This window comes from Gemmatimonadaceae bacterium (assembly GCA_020846935.1).
In the GTDB taxonomy this organism is placed as follows: domain Bacteria; phylum Gemmatimonadota; class Gemmatimonadetes; order Gemmatimonadales; family Gemmatimonadaceae; genus RBC101.
Genome location: JADLCY010000013.1, coordinates 147,458 through 167,251, shown reverse-complemented (window position 1 = coordinate 167,251; position 19,794 = coordinate 147,458). Strand labels below are relative to the sequence as shown.

The window sequence follows — 19,794 nt, the reverse complement described above, 5'->3', positions numbered from 1 at the left end:
CATGGCGACACCGACCGGCGCCAAGAAGCCGAAGGCGATGAACAAGAAGAACCTCCAGCATTTCGAGAAGCGCCTGCTCGAGGAGCGCAGGCGCGTCCAGAAGGAACTGGGTAACCACGACGACCTGTTCGGGGCCACGCCGCAGTCGGCTGATGGCGACCTCAGCTCCTACTCGTTCCACATGGCGGACCAGGGGACCGATGCCATGGAGCGGGAGAAAGCGTTCCTGTTTGCCAGCCAGGAAGGGCGCTTCCTCTGGCACATCGATCAGGCATTGCGGCGGCTGTACAAGAGCCCGGAGACCTTCGGCAAGTGCCACAGCTGCGGTGAGGATATTGCCTTCGAGCGCCTTGATGCGCTGCCGCACGCGCGGTACTGCATCAAGTGCAAGCAGAAGGAAGAAGATGCCAAGAAGTAGCGGCAAGGCGCTGCTCGCCCTCCCGGTCGTCGTGGTGCTGGTCATCGCCGACCGCGTCACCAAGGCGATTGCCGAAGCGACGCTCTGGCCCCGCTACGTGCCACGCGAAGTGTGGGGAGACTTCCTGCGCTGGACGCTGGTCTACAACCCGGGTGCGGCGTTCGGGCTGCACCTCGGCCCGTACTCCCGATGGATCTTCATGGGGCTCACCATTGCCGCGCTGGTGATTCTGTGGAACCTCTACCGGCACACGGCCCCTGGTGACCGCTGGCGGCTGCTCGCGATCGCCCTGGTCACGGCGGGCGCGCTCGGCAACCTGGTCGATCGCGTCATTTCCCCGGACGGCGTGGTCGATTTCATCGACGTCGGGTTGGGTGACCGGCGCTGGCCAACGTTCAACGTCGCCGACATGGCGGTCAGCACCGGCGCGATCCTCCTCGCGGTTGTGCTGTGGGGAGAAGACAAGGCGGCGGCCCGCGCCGCGGCCGTGGCGAGGGACTCCACGCGGGCGACATGACCGAGCAGGCACCGATCGCGGTTCACGTCATCGAGCTCGAGGCGGACAGCGATGTCCGCCTCGATCTGTTGGTGGCAACCCGCGTCGATGTGTCGCGGACGCAGGCCGCGACGCTCATCGCCCTTGGCCACGTCGACGTGGGAGGCCGTCGGGAGAAGGCGTCGTACAAGGCGGTGCGCGGGGACCGCGTGACCGTGCGGATTCCGCCGCGGCCCGGCCGCGAAGTCGTGGGGCAGGACATCCCCCTGCGCGTGCTGTACGAAGACAACGACGTGCTCGTGATCGACAAGGAAGCGGGGATGGTCGTGCATCCGGCGCCTGGCAACTGGGACGGGACGGTCGTGAACGCGCTCGTGGGTCGGGGCGGCGCGCTCTCGTCGTTAGGCGGCGAGGAACGCCCGGGACTCGTCCACCGGCTCGACAAGGACACTTCGGGCCTCCTCCTCGTGGCGCGGACCGAACGCGCCCATCGGGTGCTGTCGGCCGCCCTCGCCGCCCGTACCATCGTGCGCCGTTACGCGGCGCTGTGCTGGGGGCACCTCGACGACGACCGGCTCGTCATCGACAAGCCCCTCGGCCGCGATCCGCGGGACCGCCAGCGCATGGCCGTCGTACCCACCGGGAAGCCGGCAAAGACCACCTTCGTCCGGCTGGCACGCTTCGATGCCGTCGACTTGCTGCGCGCCCATCTGCATACGGGCCGGACGCACCAGATCCGCGTGCACCTCGCCGCGGCCGGCCACCCGGTGGTGGGGGACGACACGTACGGTGGGGGCGGTGGCCGCAAGCTCGTGAAGCTTCCGCCCAAGCGTCATTTCCTGCATGCCGCGCGGCTGCGCTTTGCGCATCCGGCGACCGGACAGCCCATGGACTTCCGGGCACCGCTCCCGGCGGATCTCCGGACGGCACTGGCCACCGTGGCCTCCGATCCGACGCTGGCTGACGACCCACTGGCCCTCGAACGGTTCGCATTCTTCGACGAGGGCGCCGGCGCATGACGCGACAGGTGCTTGTCGTTCAGGCGGGGGGGCGCCTCTACGCGCTCCCGTCGGAAACGGTCCGGGAGATCACCGCGATGCCGGTGACCACGCGGCTTCCGGGCACCAGTGCCGACGTGCGCGGCCTGGCGAATGTGCGCGGTCATCTCGTCACCGTCCTCGATCTGGCGCACCGCGTGACCGGAAACCCGTCGGAGGCCCCCGACCCCGACGTGGTCATCCTGGCCGCCGAGGGCAAGACGCTGGGCGTCCTGGTGGACGAAGTCCGGGAAGTCATCCCTGCGGACGAGTTCGCTGACGGCCCGGCCACCACGGCTGGTGGTGCTCGGATCATTTCAGGAATGGGACACTTTGGCGAGTCGGTCGTCCTGCTGGTGGACGTGCAGGAGCTCGTGAGGCAGTCGCTGGCATAGGGCGGCGGCGTCTCGCGGGCGGGCACCGGGAGACCACGTGAGCCACTCCGTACTCATCTGCGACGACGCCATTTTCATGCGCACCATGCTGGGGGACATCCTCTCCCAGGCCGGCTTCGACATCATCGGTGAAGCCGAAACGGGCGCGCAGGCGGTGGAACGGTACCGCACGCTCAAGCCGGATCTCGTGACGATGGACATCGTGATGCCCGACATGGGGGGCATCGACGCCGTTCGCGAGATCACCCGCCAGGATCCGGCGGCGCGCGTGCTGATGTGCAGCGCCATGGGTCAGCAGGCCCTGGTGGTCGAAGCCATCCAGGCCGGGGCGAAGGATTTCGTGGTCAAGCCGTTCCAGCCGAGCCGCGTCCTGGAGGCGGTGCAGCGCGTGCTGGGATAGGGCGGGCCACCCGCCGTGAACAAGTACGCCGAGCTGTTCGTCACCGAGAGCCGTGACTACCTCACGGCCATGGAGCATGCGTTGCTCCAGCTGGAGGCTGATCCCCAGGCGCGCGAGCCCATCGACGCGCTTTTCCGATCGGTCCATACGCTCAAGGGGATGAGCGGGGTGATGGGGTACAGCACCGTCACTGAGCTGTCCCACGCGATGGAAACGCGCCTGGCCCGGGTGCGAGCCGAAGAAGAGTCGTTAGGCCCCGGGACGATCGACATGCTGTTCGAGGCCGCGGATGCCCTGGCGCGCGCGGTCGAGGTGGCGACCGAAGGGCGGCCGACCGCTCTCGATGTGGCGTCGCTCGTTCGCCGCCTGGCCGGCGCCGGTGAACCCGGCGCTCCGTCGGCTGTTTCGCCGGCGATGCCCGAGCTGCTCCTGGCTGGCCTGCCGGTGCGCATCCAGCTCGAGCCCGACGCGCCGCTGCCGGGCGCGCGGGCGCGGATCATCACGGACAAGCTGCGCACCGTTGGTACCGTGCACGGGACGCAGCCGGCCGATGCGGCGCTCTGGGCGGAGGGATTCGACGGCCGCTTCACGGTCTTCATCGAGACCACCGAGGACGACGAGACGATCCGGGAACTGGTATGTGGCTGTGGTGACGTGCGCGAGGTGCGCATCAGCGCGCCCGCCTCGCCGCGCACCGCCGGCAACGCCACGGCGGACGACGCCTGGGCGACCCGGGATCTCAAGGCGCCCCTTCAGCGATACGTCCGCATCGAACTGCGTCGCCTCGACCACCTGCTCGACCTGGTGGGAGAGTTGGTGACCGTGCGCGGCCGGCTGCAGGTGCTCGCGGCCGCGCATGAAGACGGCGCACTCGACGAGACGGTCGCGAAGGCCGCCCGACTGATCGGTGAGTTGCAGGACGGGGTGCTCGGGAGCCGAATGGTCCCTGTCTGGCAGGTGTTCGATCGGTTTCCACGCGTGGTGCGCGACGCGGCCCGGCTCGTGGGGAAGGACGTCGCGCTCACGCTCGAGGGCCGTGAGATCGAACTGGACCGAACGCTGCTGGAGCAGGTGGCGGATCCGCTCGTGCATCTCCTCCGCAACGCGGTGGATCACGGGATCGAGGCGCCGGACGCGCGACGTGCCGCCGGCAAGCCGTCGGTTGGGCGCATCAAACTGATCGCGCGCCGCGAACGGAGTGCGGTGGTCATCGTGGTCGCCGATGATGGTCGGGGGGTCGATCGGCTACGCATCCTGACCACGGCCAGGTCGCGCGGCTGGGTGCCTGAAACCACGGAAGAGCTCTCTGACGACGATGTGCTACGCCTCATTTCCCGACCGGGCTTCTCGACCGCCGAGCGGGTCAGCGAAGTCTCGGGGCGTGGAGTGGGCATCGATGCCGTTCTGGCCAAGGTGCGGGCCCTCGGCGGGACCGTGGTGTTCTCCACGGTCGAGGGTCGGGGCACGGTGTTCGAGCTGCGGCTGCCGGTCACCCTCGCGATCGTCCCCACGGTGATCACGCGCGTTGGGGACGAATCGTACGCCCTGCCGTTGACGCACGTCACCGAAACGCTCCAGCCCGCAGCGGGCGCGGTCCGGCCCCTCCGCGGCCGGCAGGTGTTTGTGCTCCGGAACGAGGTGTTGCCCCTGCTGTCGCTGCGGCAGCTGGTGGGGCTCCCCGTGCGGGACGTGATGGGGCAGCAAATCGTCATTGTCGAGGTGACGGATCGGCGGGCGGCGATCGCCGTCGACCGGCTCGACGGTCAACAGGACATCGTCGTGAAGGCGTTCGACGCGGCGAAGGACGCGATCGCCTGCACGGGAGCGGCGATCCTGTCCGACGGGTCGGCGTCCCTGATCCTCGACGTGGGCGGACTTCTCCAGGAGCACTGATGCAGGACCTACTCGCGCTCAAGCCGATGCAGCTGGACGCGCTGCGTGAAGTCGCCAACATCGGCGCCGGTCACGCGGCGACGGCCCTGTCACTCATGACGGGCCAGACGATCATGATCTCGGTGCCGACGATCAACATCACGCCCCTGGAAGACGTCCCGCCGCACATCGGCGATCCGGGCGAACCGGTGGCGGCGGTGCTGATGAACATGGTGGGTGACCTCACGGGTCGCACGCTCCTCGTGTTCCCGCGACCGACGGCCATCCGCATGGCCGAGATCATGACCCGGCGCGCCCACATCGGTGGCGACGAGCTGTCCGAACTGGAGCAGTCGGCGATCCGCGAGGCGGGCAACATCCTGAGCGGCGCGTACATGAACGCCCTCAGCGATTTCATGGGACTCATGCTGATGCCCTCGCCGCCATCGCTCGCGATCGACATGGCGCAGGCGGTGCTCACGACGGCCTACCTCCAGTTCGGCAGCGACCGCGACCTCGTGTTCTGCGTCGAGACGGAGTTCCTCATGCAGGACGCGGCCGAACGTCTGCGCGGCTACTTCCTGCTGTTGCCGGACATGACGTCGCTGCGCACCCTCCTGCGCGCGATGCGCATGGACTGAACGCACGGTTCGCGACGCACGGTGCAGGTCATGATGACGCAGCCCTCGGCACGCGACCAGGCGATCCTGCGGTCGTTCGCGCATCGGATCGATGCGTCCGACCCGGGCGCGCTCAACAACCTTGGCGTGCTCTACTTCACCAAGGGCATGATCGCCGAGTCCGTGGGGGCGTTCACGCGCGCCCTCGACCTCGATGCCCGCATGACGATCGCGCAGCGCAACATCGAGATCGCGTACTTCACCAGCGGGTACTATGACGACCGGCTCGCGACGCTCGAGGCGCAGCTGACGCGCGATGCCCGGGATCGAGAGGCGCGGTGGTCGCTGGGCTGCATGCATCTGCTGCTTGGAGACATTCCCCGGGCGCTGGCGGCGTTCAGCGTGTTGTTGCGGGACGCGCCCGATGACGTGCCGCTCGTGCGGCAGGTCGCCGCTGCCGAAGCGAGGGCCGGGAATCTGGTCTCCGCGTCGCAGTGGCTGCAGCACGCCCTCGATCTCGAGCCTGACGACGCGGATGTGCACTTTCAACTTGGAGAGGTCGCGTATCATCGCGGGATGAACGACGAGGCCCGGCGCGCGCTGGAGCGCGCGATCGAGTTGGCGCCGGATCACGCCGAGGCGACGTACCTGCTGGGTTTCGTGCTGGGCGATCTGGGGGAGCACGAGTCGGCGCAGGCGATCGCCGCGCGCGCGCTGCGCCTCAACCCGGCCCTCGGGCGCGCGCGTGCGAACCTTTCCCTCGAGCGATTCGACCGCGGGTCGCACGAGCAGGCGCGGGTGGCGCGCGAAGCCCGTGGCATCCTCGCTCACGAAGATCAGGACGCGTCGCAGATGACGCACTACAACCTGGGCCTGGCGTTCCGGCACAAGCACTACCTCGACGATGCGCTGCGCGAGTTCGCCCAGGCGCTCGATCGCGGCGAGGACGCCTTCCTCGTCCGGCAGGCGATGGCCGAGGTGCAGTTGCTGCGCGGAGACACGTCCGCGGCCCTGCCGCTCTACGAAGCCCTCGTGGCCGAGCGCCCGAATGACGCCCGGCTGTGGAATGCGCGTGGCGTGGCGCTGCATCACGGTGGCCGATACGTGGAGGCGCGCGAGAGCTATCGTCGCGCACTCTCCGCGGACCCGGCGCACGCGGCCGCGCTCAACAACCTCGGCGTGGCCGCCTGCCATGCCGGCGACGTGGCGCAGGCGCGCGACGCGTTTGCGCGCGCGCTCGCCCTGGACGCCGGGGGACTCAAGGCCCGACTCAACCTCGCGTACCTGCTCGTAAGGCACGGCGAGGTCGAGGGAGCGCTCGCCACCTATCGTCAGGTGCTGCGCCTCTCGCCGGAACACCCGGTGGCCTGGAACGGCGTGGGGCTGGTGCTGGCGGGCCAGTCGAGGTTCGACGACGCGCGGACCGCGTACTCGCGCGCGATCGAGGCGCGACCGTCGTACGCGGAGGCGCACTACAACCTCGGGTTTGCGCTCACGAACCTCGGAGACCACGAGGGCGCCCTGCGTGAGACGCAGCGCGCTCTCGAACTGGACGCGTATTACGCGCCGCAGAAGTTCGAGCTGGACATCGAGCAGGCCTCCACGCGCCTGGAGGTTCCGCCGGAATTCAGTGGTTCGCGGCGCGACGCGACGGTCCGCTCGTTTGCCTTCGAGGAGAGCGCACTCGAAACGCTCTTTGATGATCTGGCTCCGGAGGGCCGCGTGGAGGCGCTCGGCGAGTCGCCCTATGCGCGCGTGTGGACGCTTCTGGCTGAAGGCGACCACGATCGCGCGGCGGCGGAGGTCCGACGCGTCATGGGAGCGGGAGGCCCCCGCGTCGATGGGCTCGTGGCATCCGGAAGCGTCTTCCTCGCGCGCGGCGCGAGCGGTGAGGCGCTCGAACGCTTCCGTGAAGCGCGCCGACACGACAGTGCGCACGGACCGGCCGCCGAAGGCGAGGTGCGCGCCCTGGTGGCGCTTGGGCGATACGCCGAGGCGGCGGCGCCCGCGGAGTGGCTCGCCTCGCATCGAGCCGAGAGCGCCGAGGTGCAGTTGCTCGCCGCCTGCGTCCGCGCGGAAACGGGACGCCCGGACGATGCGCGTACGGGCCTGAGCGCTGCGCATCGTTTGGCAGCGGCAGAACCCCGTGTGCTCCGCGAGGTAGCTCGCTTGCACGTGCGCCTGGGCGATGTGCCCGACGCTGTGACGGCGATGCGCGCCGCCTGGGCTCTCGCGCCCGACGACGCCGAAATCGCGGGCGAACTGGGGCACCTGCTCGCGGACGCCGGCGATGTGGCCGGAGCCGAAGGGGTCTTCGCAACCCTCGCAGGTGCCGCATCCGGAGACGCCGTCGTCGTGCTGGCGCTTGCCAGACTTCGGCGCGACCTGGGGCGCGCGGGGGAGAGCGTCGAACCGCTCGCCGCCCTCCTCATCGACGACCCGTATCACTTCGACGCCCTGGCGATGCTGGGTGAATCGCTGTTTCTCGCGGGGCGGCGCGCCGACGCGCGCTTCGCCTTCGCCCGCATTCTTCGCTTTGTCCCGGAGCACGTCGCCGCGCTCTACTTCGAGGGCGTGTTGCTGGCCGAGGAGCACGAGTACGCACTGGCCCTCGCGCGGTGGGAACGCGTCGCGGGTCTCGCGCCCGACAGCGAATACGCACAGCGTGCGGCACGAGATGCCCGCACGGCGATGGCCATGCGCGAGCGGCTGCTCGGCGCGGCGCACGGGGAGGCGGCCTAGATGGCGATCGAGGGACCGCTCCGCGAGCTTGGCATCCACGACGTGTTTCAACTGCTGGACCTGAGCCGAAAGACGGGACGCCTTCGCGTGTCGTCTGCCCTGCGCGACAACGAGGGGACGGTGTACTTTCGCGTCGGACGCATCGTCGCAGCGACGATTCGATCGAATCCGCACCCGCTCGGTGCGCTCCTGCTTCGCTCGGGACGCATCACGGAAGCGGACCTCGCGCGGGCGCGCGCCGTGCAGGAGGCCCCCGGTGAGGACCGGCGCCTGGGCGAGATCCTCGTGGCGCAGCACGTCGTCTCGGTGCGCGAACTCGAGCGCGCGATCATGCGTCAGGTGGAAACCGTCGTCTTCGAACTGCTGTCGTGGCAGGAGGGCTTCTTCTCGTTTGCCGAGGAAGACGTACAGGCACCGGCGGGGGCCGAGGGTATGGTAGCCCTTCCCACCGAGTCGCTGCTCATGGAGGGTGCGCGACGCCTCGATGAATGGACGCAGATTCAGCAGCGCATCCCGAGCCTCGCCGTGATCCCGGTGCTGGCCGAGGCCGAGGAGGGCATCGCGCCTTCACGACTGGATCTGCTCCCGCACGAGTGGGAGGTCCTGTCGCTGGTCGATGGCGTGCAGGACCTGCGCGCCATCGCGCGCACGCTCGAGCGTTCAGAGTTCGAGGTGGCCCGCATTGCGTTCGGGCTCGCGACCATCGCCGTGATCGACGTGCTGGCGCCGACGGACGCGACGGAGCCCGACCGTTCAGGCGAACATCTGGCCACGTGCCTTGCCGAGGCGCGGGATGCGCTGCTGGCCGAACGGCTCGATGACGCGCTCGCGCGGGCAGCAACTGCCGTCTCGCTGGCGCCGCAGGATCCGGAAGCACGCTCCACCCTCGCCCGGGTGCTCCTGCGCCAGGGTCGCGAAGCGGAGGCCGCCGAGGAATTGCGCATCGCGCTGGAGGCCGACGCCGCGCACGCGGGGGCGTTGATGGAGCGCGCCCGCCTGGCCGCGCGCCATGGAGAGCTTGCGCGGGCGATCGAGTCATGGCAGCGCGTGCTCGCCGCGTGTCCGGAGAGTCCGCTGGGCGAACAGGCACGGCACGCCATCGCGCACGCCTCGCAGCTCGCCGCGGTGCTGGAGGCCGTCGATGCGTAAGCACCGCCACGAAGCCGGGAGGGACCGATGCCGCTCGTGAACTACCCGGCGCGGGAGCTGACCTGCAAGATCGTCTACTACGGTCCCGGGCGTTCGGGGAAGACGACGAACTTGCACTATATCCACGATCGCGTGCCGCCGGAGCGACGGGGTTCGATGGTGTCGCTGGCGACACACAGCGAACGGACGCTCTTCTTCGACTTCCTCCCGCTCGACCTGGGCACCGTGTCCGGGTTCGCCACGCGTTTCCAGCTCTACACGGTGCCCGGGCAGGTGTACTACCGCTCGACGCGCAAGCTCGTGCTCCAGGGTGCAGACGGCGTGGTCTTTGTTGCCGACTCGCAGCGCCGGCAACGCGAGGAGAACCTGCAAAGCCTCCGCGACATGCATGAGGTGCTTGCCGAGCAGGGCGTGGACGCGCGCGCGCTGCCGCTGGTCCTGCAGTACAACAAGCAGGATCTGCCCGCCGACCTCGTGATGAGTCGCGGGGAACTGGACGCCGCCCTCAACTTCCGCGGCGTCCCGAGCTTTGCGGCCGATGCACTGGCGGGAACCGGGGTCTTCGAGACCCTGCGCAAGGTCTCGCAGCTCGTGCTCCAGCGCCTCGCGGCGCCGCAGCCGGCGGGGCGTTAGGCACATGACGCTCCCCGACGCGCAGTTCACCTTCGAGGCCTTCGTGGTCGGCGATGCCAACCGCCTGGCAGTGTCGGCGGCGCGCAACGTGTCGGAGCACCCGGGCGCGGTTTACAATCCGCTCTTTGTGTTCGGGCCGCCGGGCCTCGGGAAGACGCACCTGCTCGCCGCCATTGGTCACCGCGCACAGTCACTGCACCCGACGCTTTCGGTCGTGTACGTGACCCTCGAGGGGTTCGTCGAGGAATTGCACCTTGCCATCGCAACGGGACAGGCCGAGGCGTTCAAGCGGCGCTACCTGACCGTGGGGCTCCTCCTGCTCGATGACGTCCAGGCCCTGTCCGGTCGCCGTGAGACGCAGAGTGAGGTGCTGCGCGTCTTCAACGCGCTGCAGAGCAGCGGCCGCCAGATCGTGATGGCCTCGGATCGCGCGCCCGCCGACATCGCCGACGTGGACGACCGGCTGCTCAACCGACTCTCCGGCGGGCTCATCGTCGACCTGGGCGCGCCCGACCACGGGACGCGCGTCGCCATCCTCCAGCGCAAATGCGCAGACCGCCGCACCAGCTTTGGTCACGGCGTCCTCGAAGAACTCGCCAGGGGCTCGAGTGCGAGCGTGCGCGAGATGGAAGCGGCGCTGCATCGGCTCATTGCCCGGCAGTCGCGCAGCGCTGAACCACTCTCGGTGGCTGAGGTGCGCGACGTCATTGGGGGTGCGGTCGCGGTCGGGCCGTCCGACGAGTTCACGTCGTTTCTGCAGGATGTGGCGAGCGGTGTCGCGGCCTCGGTGGATGGGTGGCGCCTTCGGCTCGGCGAGCGCATCGCGTGGTGGTCCGGGCAGGGCTTTCGCACTGCCATCCTCGAACAGGCGCTCGAACTCCCCGAAGCCCCTGACGTGCCGCAACTCGATGCCGCGTTCGCCGCGGTCACCGAACGGTTGCGCGCGCTCGAGAGTCAGGCCATTGCGGTCAACCCGTCGCTCGCCGGGCAGGCCGTCTTTCGTGATCCCGATCGGCTTCCCGAAGCGGAGCGGCTGGTGCGCCGTGCGCTCGCCGCGACGGACCCTCCGCCCGGACCGCTGCCGGAGTACAGCATGGCCTCGCTCGTGCGCACCGCCGGGAACCGGGCCGCCATGCACGCCGCGGCCACGATCACGGACGCGCCAGGACGCGCTGCCAACCCGCTGCTCATCGTGGGGCCAACGGCGTCAGGCAAGACGCACCTGGCGCATGCGATCGGCAACGTGCTCGCGGCCCGTCATGGCGCCGGTCGGAGCATTGCCTGCGTGAGCGGGTCTTCGCTGGTCGATGAACTGACGGAGGCGATCCACCAGGAACGCCTCGAGTCCTGGCGCTCGCGCTTCGGCGCGGTCGACGCACTCATCATCGACGGTCTCCAGGCGATCGATGGACGAGAGGCCGTGCAGGACGAGCTGCTGCGACTCCTCACCGCGGTGTGCGCCGAGCAGCGACCGGTGGTGCTTACCAGCGATCGCCCACTCTCGGCCTACCTCGGCATTGCCGATCGCCTGCGCACGGTCGTCGAGCGTGGGCTCGTGGTCACCATGGCGCCGCCGGGACCGGCGGATCGGCTCGGACGCCACACGCCGGTGCCCGAGGGCGACGAGGCGGCCGCACCGACGATCGATGCGCCCGCAGACCCGACGATGGTGCCCGAGGAGCGGGAACCGGTCGCCGTTGGCGCCGGCGTCACCGAGGCGACCTCGGCGCGTCGCGCCCTTGATTCGTTCTTCTTCGACTCCGAGAAGGTGGTCGCCGAGTGGCCGGAGCCGACGGGGCGCTTGCTGGAGGACCTGGGCTGATGGCGATCCGCGGTTCCCTGCGCGAGGCCAGCCTCACGGACGTTCTCCAGTTGTTGGCGATGGGGAAGAAGACCGGTTGCCTCTCGGTCACGCACAAGAACGCCTTCGGAAGCATCTATTTCGAACGGGGACGCATTGCGTTCGCGAGCATCGTCAACCGGCGCGACCGGCTGGGCGACCTGCTGGTGAGCAACGGGATCATCGCCCGTGAGCAGCTGGACATTGCCATCGCCGAGCAGGCCTCGCAGCCCGATCGGCGGCTGGGCGAGATCCTGGTCGCGAAGGACTTCCTGGCGCGCGAAGAACTCCACCAGCACATCAAGCGGCAGATCGAGGAGGCAGTGTACTACCTCTTCACCTGGACGCAGGGCACGTTCTCGTTCGAGGCGGACGTGACGCCGGACGAGCAGGACTTCGTCGTATCGATCAACCCCGAGTCGCTGCTGCTCGAGGGTGCGCGGCGCATCGATGAGTGGAGCCTGATCGAGAAGAAGATTCCCGGATTCGACTGCGTGTTTGCCCTCGACCGGACGCATCTCGAGGCGTCCCGCGTCGAGCTGACGATGGATCAGGATGCGGTGTTGCCATTGATCGATGGAACCCGCGACGTCGCGGCCCTGATGGACCTGTCGGGACTCGGCGAGTTCGAGATGGGCAAGGCGCTGTTCGGGCTGATCACGGCGGGATTCCTCCATCGCGTGGGGCGACGCCGCACGCAGGACGCGCCGGCCCTTGCCACGCGCGTGGCCGAGCACAGCAACCTCGGCGTGGCCTTCTACAAATCGGGGATGCTGGACGAAGCCGTGCGCGAGTTCCGGCGCGTGGCGGACCTGCAGCCCCACGACGTGCAGGCGGAGTTCTACCTTGGCCTGCTCGCGATCCGGCAGGGCCGCCACGACGAGGCCGTGCGCGTGTTGCGAGGGGCGGTGGCCCGTGCGCCCGGCAAGGGCGCCCTGCACGCCAACCTCGCCTATGCGCTCGAGAAGCTCGGCCGCTTCGACGAAGCCCGGGCCGCTCACGCGACCGCCGAGCGCCTCCTGCCTAACGATCCATCGGTGCTGCTGACCGGAGCGGTGCTCTCCCTGCGTCGAGGCGACGTGGAGGCGGCCGACGTCGCCCTGCGCGCCTCGGCGCTCCGCGGCGACGGTCGGCCGCGCGCGGCGGCGTGGTATCACTACGCCGGACTTGCCGCGGCGTACCTCGGAGAACTCGATCGCGCGATCGCCATCCTGTCCGAGGGCGCGTCGCTGCACCCGCACAATGCCGTGCTGGCCAACAATCTCGCGGTGGTGCTCGAACGGCGTGGGCGCGGCGGCGAGGCGGCCGCCCATCTCGATCGCGGCCTGCAGGAGGCGCCGACCCTCGCGCAGTTGCACAAGAACCGCGGCGACCTTCATGGCGCAGCGGGCCAGGCCACCGATGCCCTCGAGTGTTACGCGCGCGCCGTGCGCCTCGTGCCCGACCTCGGGGGGGACGTGTGGCTCGCGCTGGGCAACCTGCGCCATGCTCGCGGCGAGCTCGATGATGCCACGCGCTGCTGGGAGCGGTCTCTTGCCCTGGCACCGGAGAATCCCGCGGCCCGACAGCACCTCGATCGCGCCCGGCGACCGGCGTGACGACGCCGACGCTCGTGCCCGTCGAGACGCACGTCCCGGTCGCGGCCTGGGGCGTCCTTGTTGAACGAGGCGTCCTGTCGTCGGTCGGGCTCGGGTCGTGCGTGGCGGTCATGCTGCACGACGGCGTGGCGCGCGTTGGCGCACTCGCACACGTGCTCCTGCCTCACGAGTCCTTGTCGCGAGACCGGTCGCGCCCGGCCAAGTTCGGCTCGACCGCGGTGCCGTTCCTCCTGAACGAGATGCGACGCCACGGCTCGCGGGCTCAGCCCGTCGCACGCATCGTCGGCGGCGCCTCGATGTTCGGCGCGCTCCTCTCGTCGGGAGTCAACATGGGAGAGCGCAACGTCGATGCCGTGAAGCAGCGGCTGGCGGCGAGCGGCATCCCCCTGATCGGCGAAGACGTCGGGGGCGACTACGGCCGCAGCGTGTACTTCGACGTCGCGACCGGGGAAGTCCGCGTCGTCTCGATGCGCCATGGCCGGCGGATCCTCTAGGCGCAGCGTGCTGGTGGTCGACGACTCGGCGTTCATCCGTCGCGTCGTTTGCGACGCGATCGAGGCCAGCGCCGATCTGCGCGTGGCCGGCGAAGCCGCCGATGGGCACGAGGCCGTGCGACTCGTGCACGCGCTCGGGCCCGACCTCGTGACGCTCGACATCGAGATGCCCGGCATGAGCGGACTCGAGGCCCTTGGCTACATCATGAGCGAGTGCCCGCGTCCCGTCGTCGTGCTCAGCGGACAGGAAGCCGCCGCCGGCGGCGACGCAACCATTCGCGCCCTCGAACTCGGCGCCGTGGACTTCGTGCGCAAGCCGTCATGGGCGCAAACGCTCGATGTCGAGACGTTAGGTCGTCGGCTGCTCCAGGCGTTGCGCGAAGCGGGGACCGGTCGCGTGGATCGACTCGCTCGTTCCGTACCTGAGCCGCGTCGATGGCGTGCGTCGCCGATTCGCTCGGAGGCGGTGACCGGTGCACGACCCGAAGCGGCGGCGACGTCGGTGATCGCCATCGCGGCATCGACGGGCGGGCCGCGCACGCTTGCTGCGCTGGTGCCGACCATTCCCCGCGCGCTGGTTCCGGCCATCGTGATCGTCCAGCACATGCCGGCCGGCTTCACTGGCAGCCTCGCTGCGCGCCTGCACGAGCTCGGGCCACGTCCGGTGCACGAAGCGCGCGACGGCATGCCGCTCCTGGCCGGTCATGTTTACATGGCCGCCGGCGGTTGGCACCTGCGCGCCGCGCGCGGTGCTCGCGATGTGGTGCGCTGTGTCCTCGGGGACGACGCACCTGTGCATGGCGTCCGGCCAGCGGCCGACGTGACCTTTGCGAGCCTCGCGTCCGTCTTCGGTGCCGGGTGCATCGGGGTCGTTCTGACCGGGATGGGCCGCGACGGCGCGCAGGGCGCTCGGGCGGTTCGCGCCGGGGGGGGCGCGATGATCGTACAGGATCCCGAGACGTGCGTGGTGAGCGGCATGGGACAGGCGGTTCTCGCCGCTGGCGCAGCGGATGCCGTGCTGCCGCTCGAGGCCATGCCCGACGCGATGGCACGCCTGTGCGCCGCGTCACGCGGTCGATGATGAGGGCGCGCCCATGGCTCGGCGGCGCGACGCGCCGGCTCGTGACGCGCACGACCGGCGAACGGTCTATCCAGCGAGCATGATTCCACTGCCGAATGCCTTCCGCCAGCACCCCCGTCATACCTAACGAGACCGTTCCCGTTCGCTTTCGCGATCGGGTGCGTGCGCGCATCGGGACCGCCGAGCTGTTTGTCTTTCGCGTCGGCGACGAGGTTTTTGCCTGCGATGTGCGCGCCGTCGAAGAAGTGGTCGAGGCGCCGGTGCTGTACCCGCTCCCCGCCGCCGACCCGGCGATGGCCGGGGTATGTCAGTACGCCGGCCGGTCGCTCGCCGTCGTTCGCGCCACCGCGCTCCTCGGTGTGGACGGTGGGCAGGGTGGCACGGTCCTCGTGATGCGGCGCGGGAACGAGCAGCTCGGATTGCTGGTGGACGACGTCGATGAGGTGTGCAGTATTGAGCTGTCGGCCCTCCGCCAGCCGCCGTGGGATGGCGACGACCTGTTGCTCGCCGTTCATTGGGACGGCACGACATTGCTCGCCGTCGTGGACGCCCGCGCCATGGTCACCGCCGCGGCTGCGGCGATCGCGCGAGGCGGACGATGAGCACCTTCGATCAGGCGCGGGCGGTCACGTTCCGTATCGGCGCGGATCTCTTTGCCGTGGACGTGCAGGGCGTCGAACGCGTCGTGCGGTACGTAACGCCGAGGCCTGTGCCGCGCCTGCCCGACTGGATTGAAGGGATCGTCGAACTCGATGGGCGCGTGATTCCCGTCGTCGATATCCGGCGACGGCTCGGTGCGGAGGTCACGGACGCCGGCGCGCAGACGCGATTGCTCCTGCTCGCGCTCGACGGCGACTGGTGCGCCATGGTGGTCGATCAGGTGCTGGACGTGCGGCCGTATGCCGCCGGGGAACTCGCCCCACCGCCGGGCCTGGTGCGCGGCCTGGCCGGCTCGCTGGTCCTTGGCACCCTGCGCCGAGGGTCCGCGCTCGTGTTGCTGCTCGATGCGGCGCACCTCTTCAGCGCGAGCGAGCGCCTCGCGCTCGTCGCTTCGGGCGTGACGGAGGCGGCCAATGCCTGAGGTCCTGCACGCGCCGCTCGCCAGCGAGTTCGCGAGTCTCGCCGACGCCATCGCCGCGCCCGGCGCCGCGGGCCGGCGCGATGAGCTCAAGGCCGGCATCATCACGCTCTACCGCGGCATCGACCGCGAATTGCAGGCGCTGGAGCAGCTCAAGGCGCAGGTGAAGAGCCTCGTGGAGCAGTGGAAGCTGCTCGATCCCTCGGGCACCAGCGATGAAGGGCTGGGCGCGCCCGCGCCGCCTGCGCCGTCGCGCGAGGATCACCTCAACGCGTCGACCTTCATCGAGAAGGGCTGGAGCCTCCTGTCGCTGGGCGATCACGCCGGCGCCGTCGCCGCGCTCGACAAGGCGCTCGCCCTCGCGCCTAACGATCCGCAGGCCATGTCGATCCTTGGCTGGGCGCTCATGCTGCAGGAGAAATACGATGACGCGCTGCTGCACTTCCAGCGCGTCCTCATGAAGGAGCCGCTCAACTCGCTGGCCCGCATCAACGTGGGCTACATCTGCCTCAAGAAGCGGATCTTCGGGGAAGCGATCGAGCACCTGTCTCGCGCCATCCGCCTCGACAACGACCGCAAGGCCACGCTGTACGCGCACTACTACCTCGGCCTGCTGTATCTCGAGCGCGAGATGTACGACGACGCCCAGAACTTCTTCCGCAAGAGCATCAAACTCGGTCCCAATCTGGTCGAGGCCTGGTATGAGCTGGGTCGTGCGCTCTGGTTTGCCGGTGACCGCGGCTCCGCCCGGGACGCGTGGCGCGACGGGGCACAGACGAACAAGTTCAATCCATGGGCCGAGCGCTGTGCCGAGCTCTTGCGGCAGGTCGACGCTGGTCACGAGCCGGTGCGCTGATCCTGGGGCTCCTCGCCGACGTTGGCGGGGCGCAATCGACGGGGGTCCGCATCGATCGGGGGCGCTTCACCATCGTTGCCGAACCCGAGGATAGCCTGCTCGCGAGCGCACTGGCCGCGCGCGCGGTGGCGACGGACACGTTTCCGGGATTGCCGCGGCCGAGTGCGACCGTGCTCATCCAGATCGCGGCCGACCAGCGGAGTTTTCGCGCTCTGGTCGGTGACCACGCGCCGGAGTGGGGGGCGGCGTTTGCCTTCCCGGCCGAACGGCGCGTGGTGATGCAGGGTCGATCGGCGCCATCGAGTGCGGGCGATCCGCGGCAGGTTCTCCGGCACGAGCTCGCTCACCTCGCCCTGCATGAGGCGCTGGGTGACCTTCCGCCCCGCTGGTTCGACGAGGGGTATGCGTCCTGGGCGGCCGGCGAGTGGGGCCGCGAGGAGGTGATCGCCGCCAACCTTGGCCTGGCGCTCGGTCGGTATCGAACCCTTGCCGGTCTCGACTCCGGATTCGCGGCGGGCAGCGGCGAGGCCGACGCCGCGTACGCGCTGTCGTATCGGGCCGTCGCGGAGCTGGTGGCGCTCGACGAGGCGCGCGGGCTGACGCTGCTCTTTCGGTACTGGCGCGAGGAGGGGAGCCTGGATCGCGCGCTCCGACGCGGGTATGGACTCACGCTGGGCGGCTTCGAACGCCGCTGGATCGAGCAGACTCGACGGCGGTACGGCGGGCTGGCGTTGTTCGCGGACGTGACGGTGGGCACGCTCGCGTTGCTCGTGATCGTCGCCCCGCTGTATGTGATCCGGCGGCGGCGCGATCGCGTGCGGTTGGCGCAGATGCGCGCGTCGGATGCGGCCACGGAACAGCGGGACCGCGAGAGTGCGCTGGAGGCGCTGCTCCGGAGCGTCGACGACCCGACACAGGCTCCGCCGCGGGAGCCCGGTTCTTCATCGTAACGTAATGGGAGGTCTGTGCTTGACACGTGGCGACGACGGCCCGTATCGTTCCGCCCTATGGCACCGCCGGACACGCCGCAATCGCGGCCGCTTTTGTTTTGGGGGATCGCGCTCCTGACGATCCTTGCCGGGTTCGTGGATCTGTGGCGTGGTGGGGAGACCCTGGCGCCGATTCTGCTCGTCATCGGGTATTGCGTCCTGATTCCGGTGGCGATTCTCAAGTAGGCCGTTGGGATGGCGGAGGGGATGGCTGCACGGCACGTTTAGCAACGCGAGAGTCTCGTACCGCCCGGGCGAATAGCTCAGTTGGTCAGAGCGCCTGCCTTACACGCAGGATGTCGGGGGTTCGAGTCCCTCTTCGCCCACCTGGTGGCATCCGGACCCTGCAGGTCGGGTCGGTGTACGCTTCAACAACCCTCTGGAGGTCAGGAACGTGAAGGCACGGCAGCATCAGGCGATCGCTCTCGCGACCTTGCTCGCAGGCTCCCTGCTCGGACCGGGTGCACTGTCGGCCCAGGACCAGCAGCTCCAGCGCGGGCAGACGCCCGGGCCCCGGTTCATGGTTCCGGTCTTCCGCAGCAACGAACGCAACGTCGGCTGGCAGTTCGCCGACCAGCTTCGTCAGCGCATGGGCCAGGACTTCATGGGCCGCACCCTGTGGATCATCGTCAAGAGCGACATCGACAACGCGCTCGAGCAGTCCGGCTACTCCAAGACGGAGCCGCTCAACCAGAACGATGCCAAGCAGCTGGCCAACCTGATCCGGGCCGAAGAATACGTCGAAGGCACGATCAACAAGACCGATGCCGGCTACGAATTCGACGGCTACCACCTGCTGGTGCGTGGCGATGGCATGGTGCAGCCGTTGCCCAAGGTGACGGGGGCCAAGGTGGGCGACCTCGCCAAGGGCGTCTCCGACGCCATCGAAGCGGCGCGCAAGCCGATCGAAGAGGTCAAGAGCTGCGTTCTCAAGTGGCGCCAGAACCAGTACCCGGGCGCGAGCAGTGACGCCGCCAAGGGCCTCCGCGAGTACCCCAACTCCGTGATGTCGCGAGTCTGCCAGCTCGAGATCGCCGCGTCCCAGAAGCAGCCGCCCGATTCGATCATCCGGATCGGCGAGGAGATCACGAAGCTCCACGCGGACAACCGTCGAGCGCTCTTCCTCCTCTCGCAGGCCTACGAGACGAAGAAGATGGACGAGAAGTACATCTCGACGCTCACGCGCCTCCTCGCCCTCGACCCGACCAACATCCGCCTCACCGAGACCATCGTCGAGGCAATCGCACGCACCGGGCAGTTTGCCGTGGCCAAGCCGATCATCGACGAAGCCGTCAAGCTGAATCCGGGTGATCCGAACCTGATCCGCCTGCAGTACCGCATCTACCTGGCGATCAAGGACTACGCGGCGGCCGCGACGATTGGCGAGGACATGATCAAGACCGATACCGCCGCGGCCGACACCAACTTCTTCGGCCGTCAGGCGGCCGCGTACCTGGCCGCCAACGACACGGCCAAGGCGCTCGAGGCCGCATCGCGTGGTACCGCCAAGTTCCCGACCAACGAGGGGCTGTGGGGCCTCGTCGCGCAGTTTGCCCGCCAGACGGGACAGATGCCGGTCGCGCTCAACGCCTACCAGAAGCTCCTCGCCATCAATCCAAAGACCCCGGCCATCAACCTGCAGATCGCGCGCATTCAGGCGGACCAGGGCCAGGTCGACGAAGCCCTCGCATCGGTGAAGCTGGCGCAGGAGGCCGGCGACGATAAGGCGCAGGTCTCCGGAATCTACACGGCGATTGCCGATCGGCTGCGCAAGCAGTACGACACGGACAAGCAGAAGCCCACCGCGCAAAAGGCGCTCGAAGTGCTCAAACTGGCCGAAGCGGTGCAGCCGTCCGAAACGGTGTACTTCCTCACCGGCGTTATCAGCTTCCAGCTGGGCGCGGCCGTTCTGCAGGAAGCGAATACCGCCAAGAGCTGCGATCAGTCCCGTGAAGCCAAGACCCTGTTCACCGACGCCGAGATCAACCTGCCCAAGGGCGGCCGGACGTTCGCGCAACAGCTTGGCCCGGTGATGGCGCAGCTCCAGCAATACAGCAGCTACCCGGACCAGATGATCAAGGCCTACTGCAAGTAAG

The 19,794-nt window shown here is 69.1% G+C and carries 20 protein-coding genes and 1 tRNA gene; all 21 read left to right on the top strand.

Translation table 11 applies throughout. The features are described from left to right. The first annotated feature begins 1 nt into the window (after position 1). The 21 genes from IT361_16390 (at position 2) to IT361_16290 (ending at position 19,793) form a co-directional block, all read left to right on the top strand. The gene (locus IT361_16390; GenBank protein ID MCC6319253.1) at positions 2–418 is read left to right on the top strand and encodes a TraR/DksA C4-type zinc finger protein; all 417 of its coding nucleotides are present in this window, start codon (positions 2–4) and stop codon (positions 416–418) included. Beyond that, complete coding sequence (gene lspA, locus IT361_16385) at positions 405–935, top strand: signal peptidase II (GenBank protein MCC6319252.1); 531 nt, start codon at positions 405–407, stop codon at positions 933–935. The genes IT361_16390 and lspA overlap by 14 nt, the downstream gene beginning before the upstream one ends. Then, entirely contained in the window at positions 932–1,933 is a 1,002-nt protein-coding gene (locus tag IT361_16380; protein ID MCC6319251.1) for an RluA family pseudouridine synthase, read from the top strand. Before lspA ends, IT361_16380 begins: the two co-directional genes overlap by 4 nt. Beyond that, positions 1,930–2,346 (top strand): chemotaxis protein CheW, encoded by a 417-nt coding sequence (locus IT361_16375; protein ID MCC6319250.1) that lies wholly within the window; start codon positions 1,930–1,932, stop codon positions 2,344–2,346. Before IT361_16380 ends, IT361_16375 begins: the two co-directional genes overlap by 4 nt. Positions 2,347–2,383: 37 nt before the next feature. Beyond that, positions 2,384–2,746, top strand: a complete 363-nt coding sequence (locus IT361_16370) for a response regulator (GenBank protein MCC6319249.1) — start codon at positions 2,384–2,386, stop codon at positions 2,744–2,746. Between the two features lie 15 nt (positions 2,747–2,761). Continuing rightward, positions 2,762–4,639 (top strand): chemotaxis protein CheA, encoded by a 1,878-nt coding sequence (locus tag IT361_16365; protein MCC6319248.1) that lies wholly within the window; start codon positions 2,762–2,764, stop codon positions 4,637–4,639. Continuing rightward, a complete protein-coding gene (locus IT361_16360) occupies positions 4,639–5,259 on the top strand; it encodes a chemotaxis protein CheC (protein ID MCC6319247.1) in 621 nt (206 codons plus the stop codon). The genes IT361_16365 and IT361_16360 overlap by 1 nt, the downstream gene beginning before the upstream one ends. A 30-nt stretch (positions 5,260–5,289) precedes the next feature. Continuing rightward, positions 5,290–7,980, top strand: a complete 2,691-nt coding sequence (locus tag IT361_16355; GenBank protein MCC6319246.1) for a tetratricopeptide repeat protein — start codon at positions 5,290–5,292, stop codon at positions 7,978–7,980. Then, on the top strand, positions 7,981–9,129 hold the full coding sequence (locus IT361_16350) for a DUF4388 domain-containing protein (protein MCC6319245.1): 1,149 nt from the start codon (positions 7,981–7,983) through the stop codon (positions 9,127–9,129). A 27-nt stretch (positions 9,130–9,156) separates the two neighbouring features. Next, entirely contained in the window at positions 9,157–9,762 is a 606-nt protein-coding gene (locus IT361_16345) for a GTPase domain-containing protein (GenBank protein MCC6319244.1), read from the top strand. Positions 9,763–9,766: 4 nt separating this feature from the next. Continuing rightward, complete coding sequence (locus IT361_16340) at positions 9,767–11,584, top strand: ATP-binding protein (GenBank protein ID MCC6319243.1); 1,818 nt, start codon at positions 9,767–9,769, stop codon at positions 11,582–11,584. After that, on the top strand, positions 11,584–13,200 hold the full coding sequence (locus IT361_16335; protein MCC6319242.1) for a DUF4388 domain-containing protein: 1,617 nt from the start codon (positions 11,584–11,586) through the stop codon (positions 13,198–13,200). The genes IT361_16340 and IT361_16335 overlap by 1 nt, the downstream gene beginning before the upstream one ends. After that, on the top strand, positions 13,197–13,694 hold the full coding sequence (locus tag IT361_16330; protein MCC6319241.1) for a chemotaxis protein CheD: 498 nt from the start codon (positions 13,197–13,199) through the stop codon (positions 13,692–13,694). Before IT361_16335 ends, IT361_16330 begins: the two co-directional genes overlap by 4 nt. Then, positions 13,675–14,775 carry a chemotaxis-specific protein-glutamate methyltransferase CheB gene (gene cheB / locus IT361_16325; GenBank protein MCC6319240.1) on the top strand — a complete coding sequence of 367 codons (1,101 nt, stop codon included), beginning with the start codon at positions 13,675–13,677 and terminating at the stop codon, positions 14,773–14,775. The genes IT361_16330 and cheB overlap by 20 nt, the downstream gene beginning before the upstream one ends. A gap of 95 nt (positions 14,776–14,870) precedes the next feature. Then, a complete protein-coding gene (locus IT361_16320; protein MCC6319239.1) occupies positions 14,871–15,377 on the top strand; it encodes a chemotaxis protein CheW in 507 nt (168 codons plus the stop codon). Beyond that, positions 15,374–15,856, top strand: a complete 483-nt coding sequence (locus tag IT361_16315) for a purine-binding chemotaxis protein CheW (GenBank protein ID MCC6319238.1) — start codon at positions 15,374–15,376, stop codon at positions 15,854–15,856. The genes IT361_16320 and IT361_16315 overlap by 4 nt, the downstream gene beginning before the upstream one ends. Further along, positions 15,849–16,709 carry a tetratricopeptide repeat protein gene (locus IT361_16310; GenBank protein ID MCC6319237.1) on the top strand — a complete coding sequence of 287 codons (861 nt, stop codon included), beginning with the start codon at positions 15,849–15,851 and terminating at the stop codon, positions 16,707–16,709. Before IT361_16315 ends, IT361_16310 begins: the two co-directional genes overlap by 8 nt. Continuing rightward, entirely contained in the window at positions 16,646–17,659 is a 1,014-nt protein-coding gene (locus IT361_16305) for a hypothetical protein (protein ID MCC6319236.1), read from the top strand. The genes IT361_16310 and IT361_16305 overlap by 64 nt, the downstream gene beginning before the upstream one ends. A 57-nt stretch (positions 17,660–17,716) precedes the next feature. Beyond that, on the top strand, positions 17,717–17,884 hold the full coding sequence (locus IT361_16300; GenBank protein ID MCC6319235.1) for a hypothetical protein: 168 nt from the start codon (positions 17,717–17,719) through the stop codon (positions 17,882–17,884). 66 nt (positions 17,885–17,950) lie between these two features. After that, positions 17,951–18,024, top strand: a tRNA-Val gene (locus IT361_16295). A gap of 68 nt (positions 18,025–18,092) precedes the next feature. Continuing rightward, on the top strand, positions 18,093–19,793 hold the full coding sequence (locus IT361_16290) for a tetratricopeptide repeat protein (protein ID MCC6319234.1): 1,701 nt from the start codon (positions 18,093–18,095) through the stop codon (positions 19,791–19,793). Position 19,794 lies beyond the last annotated feature (1 nt).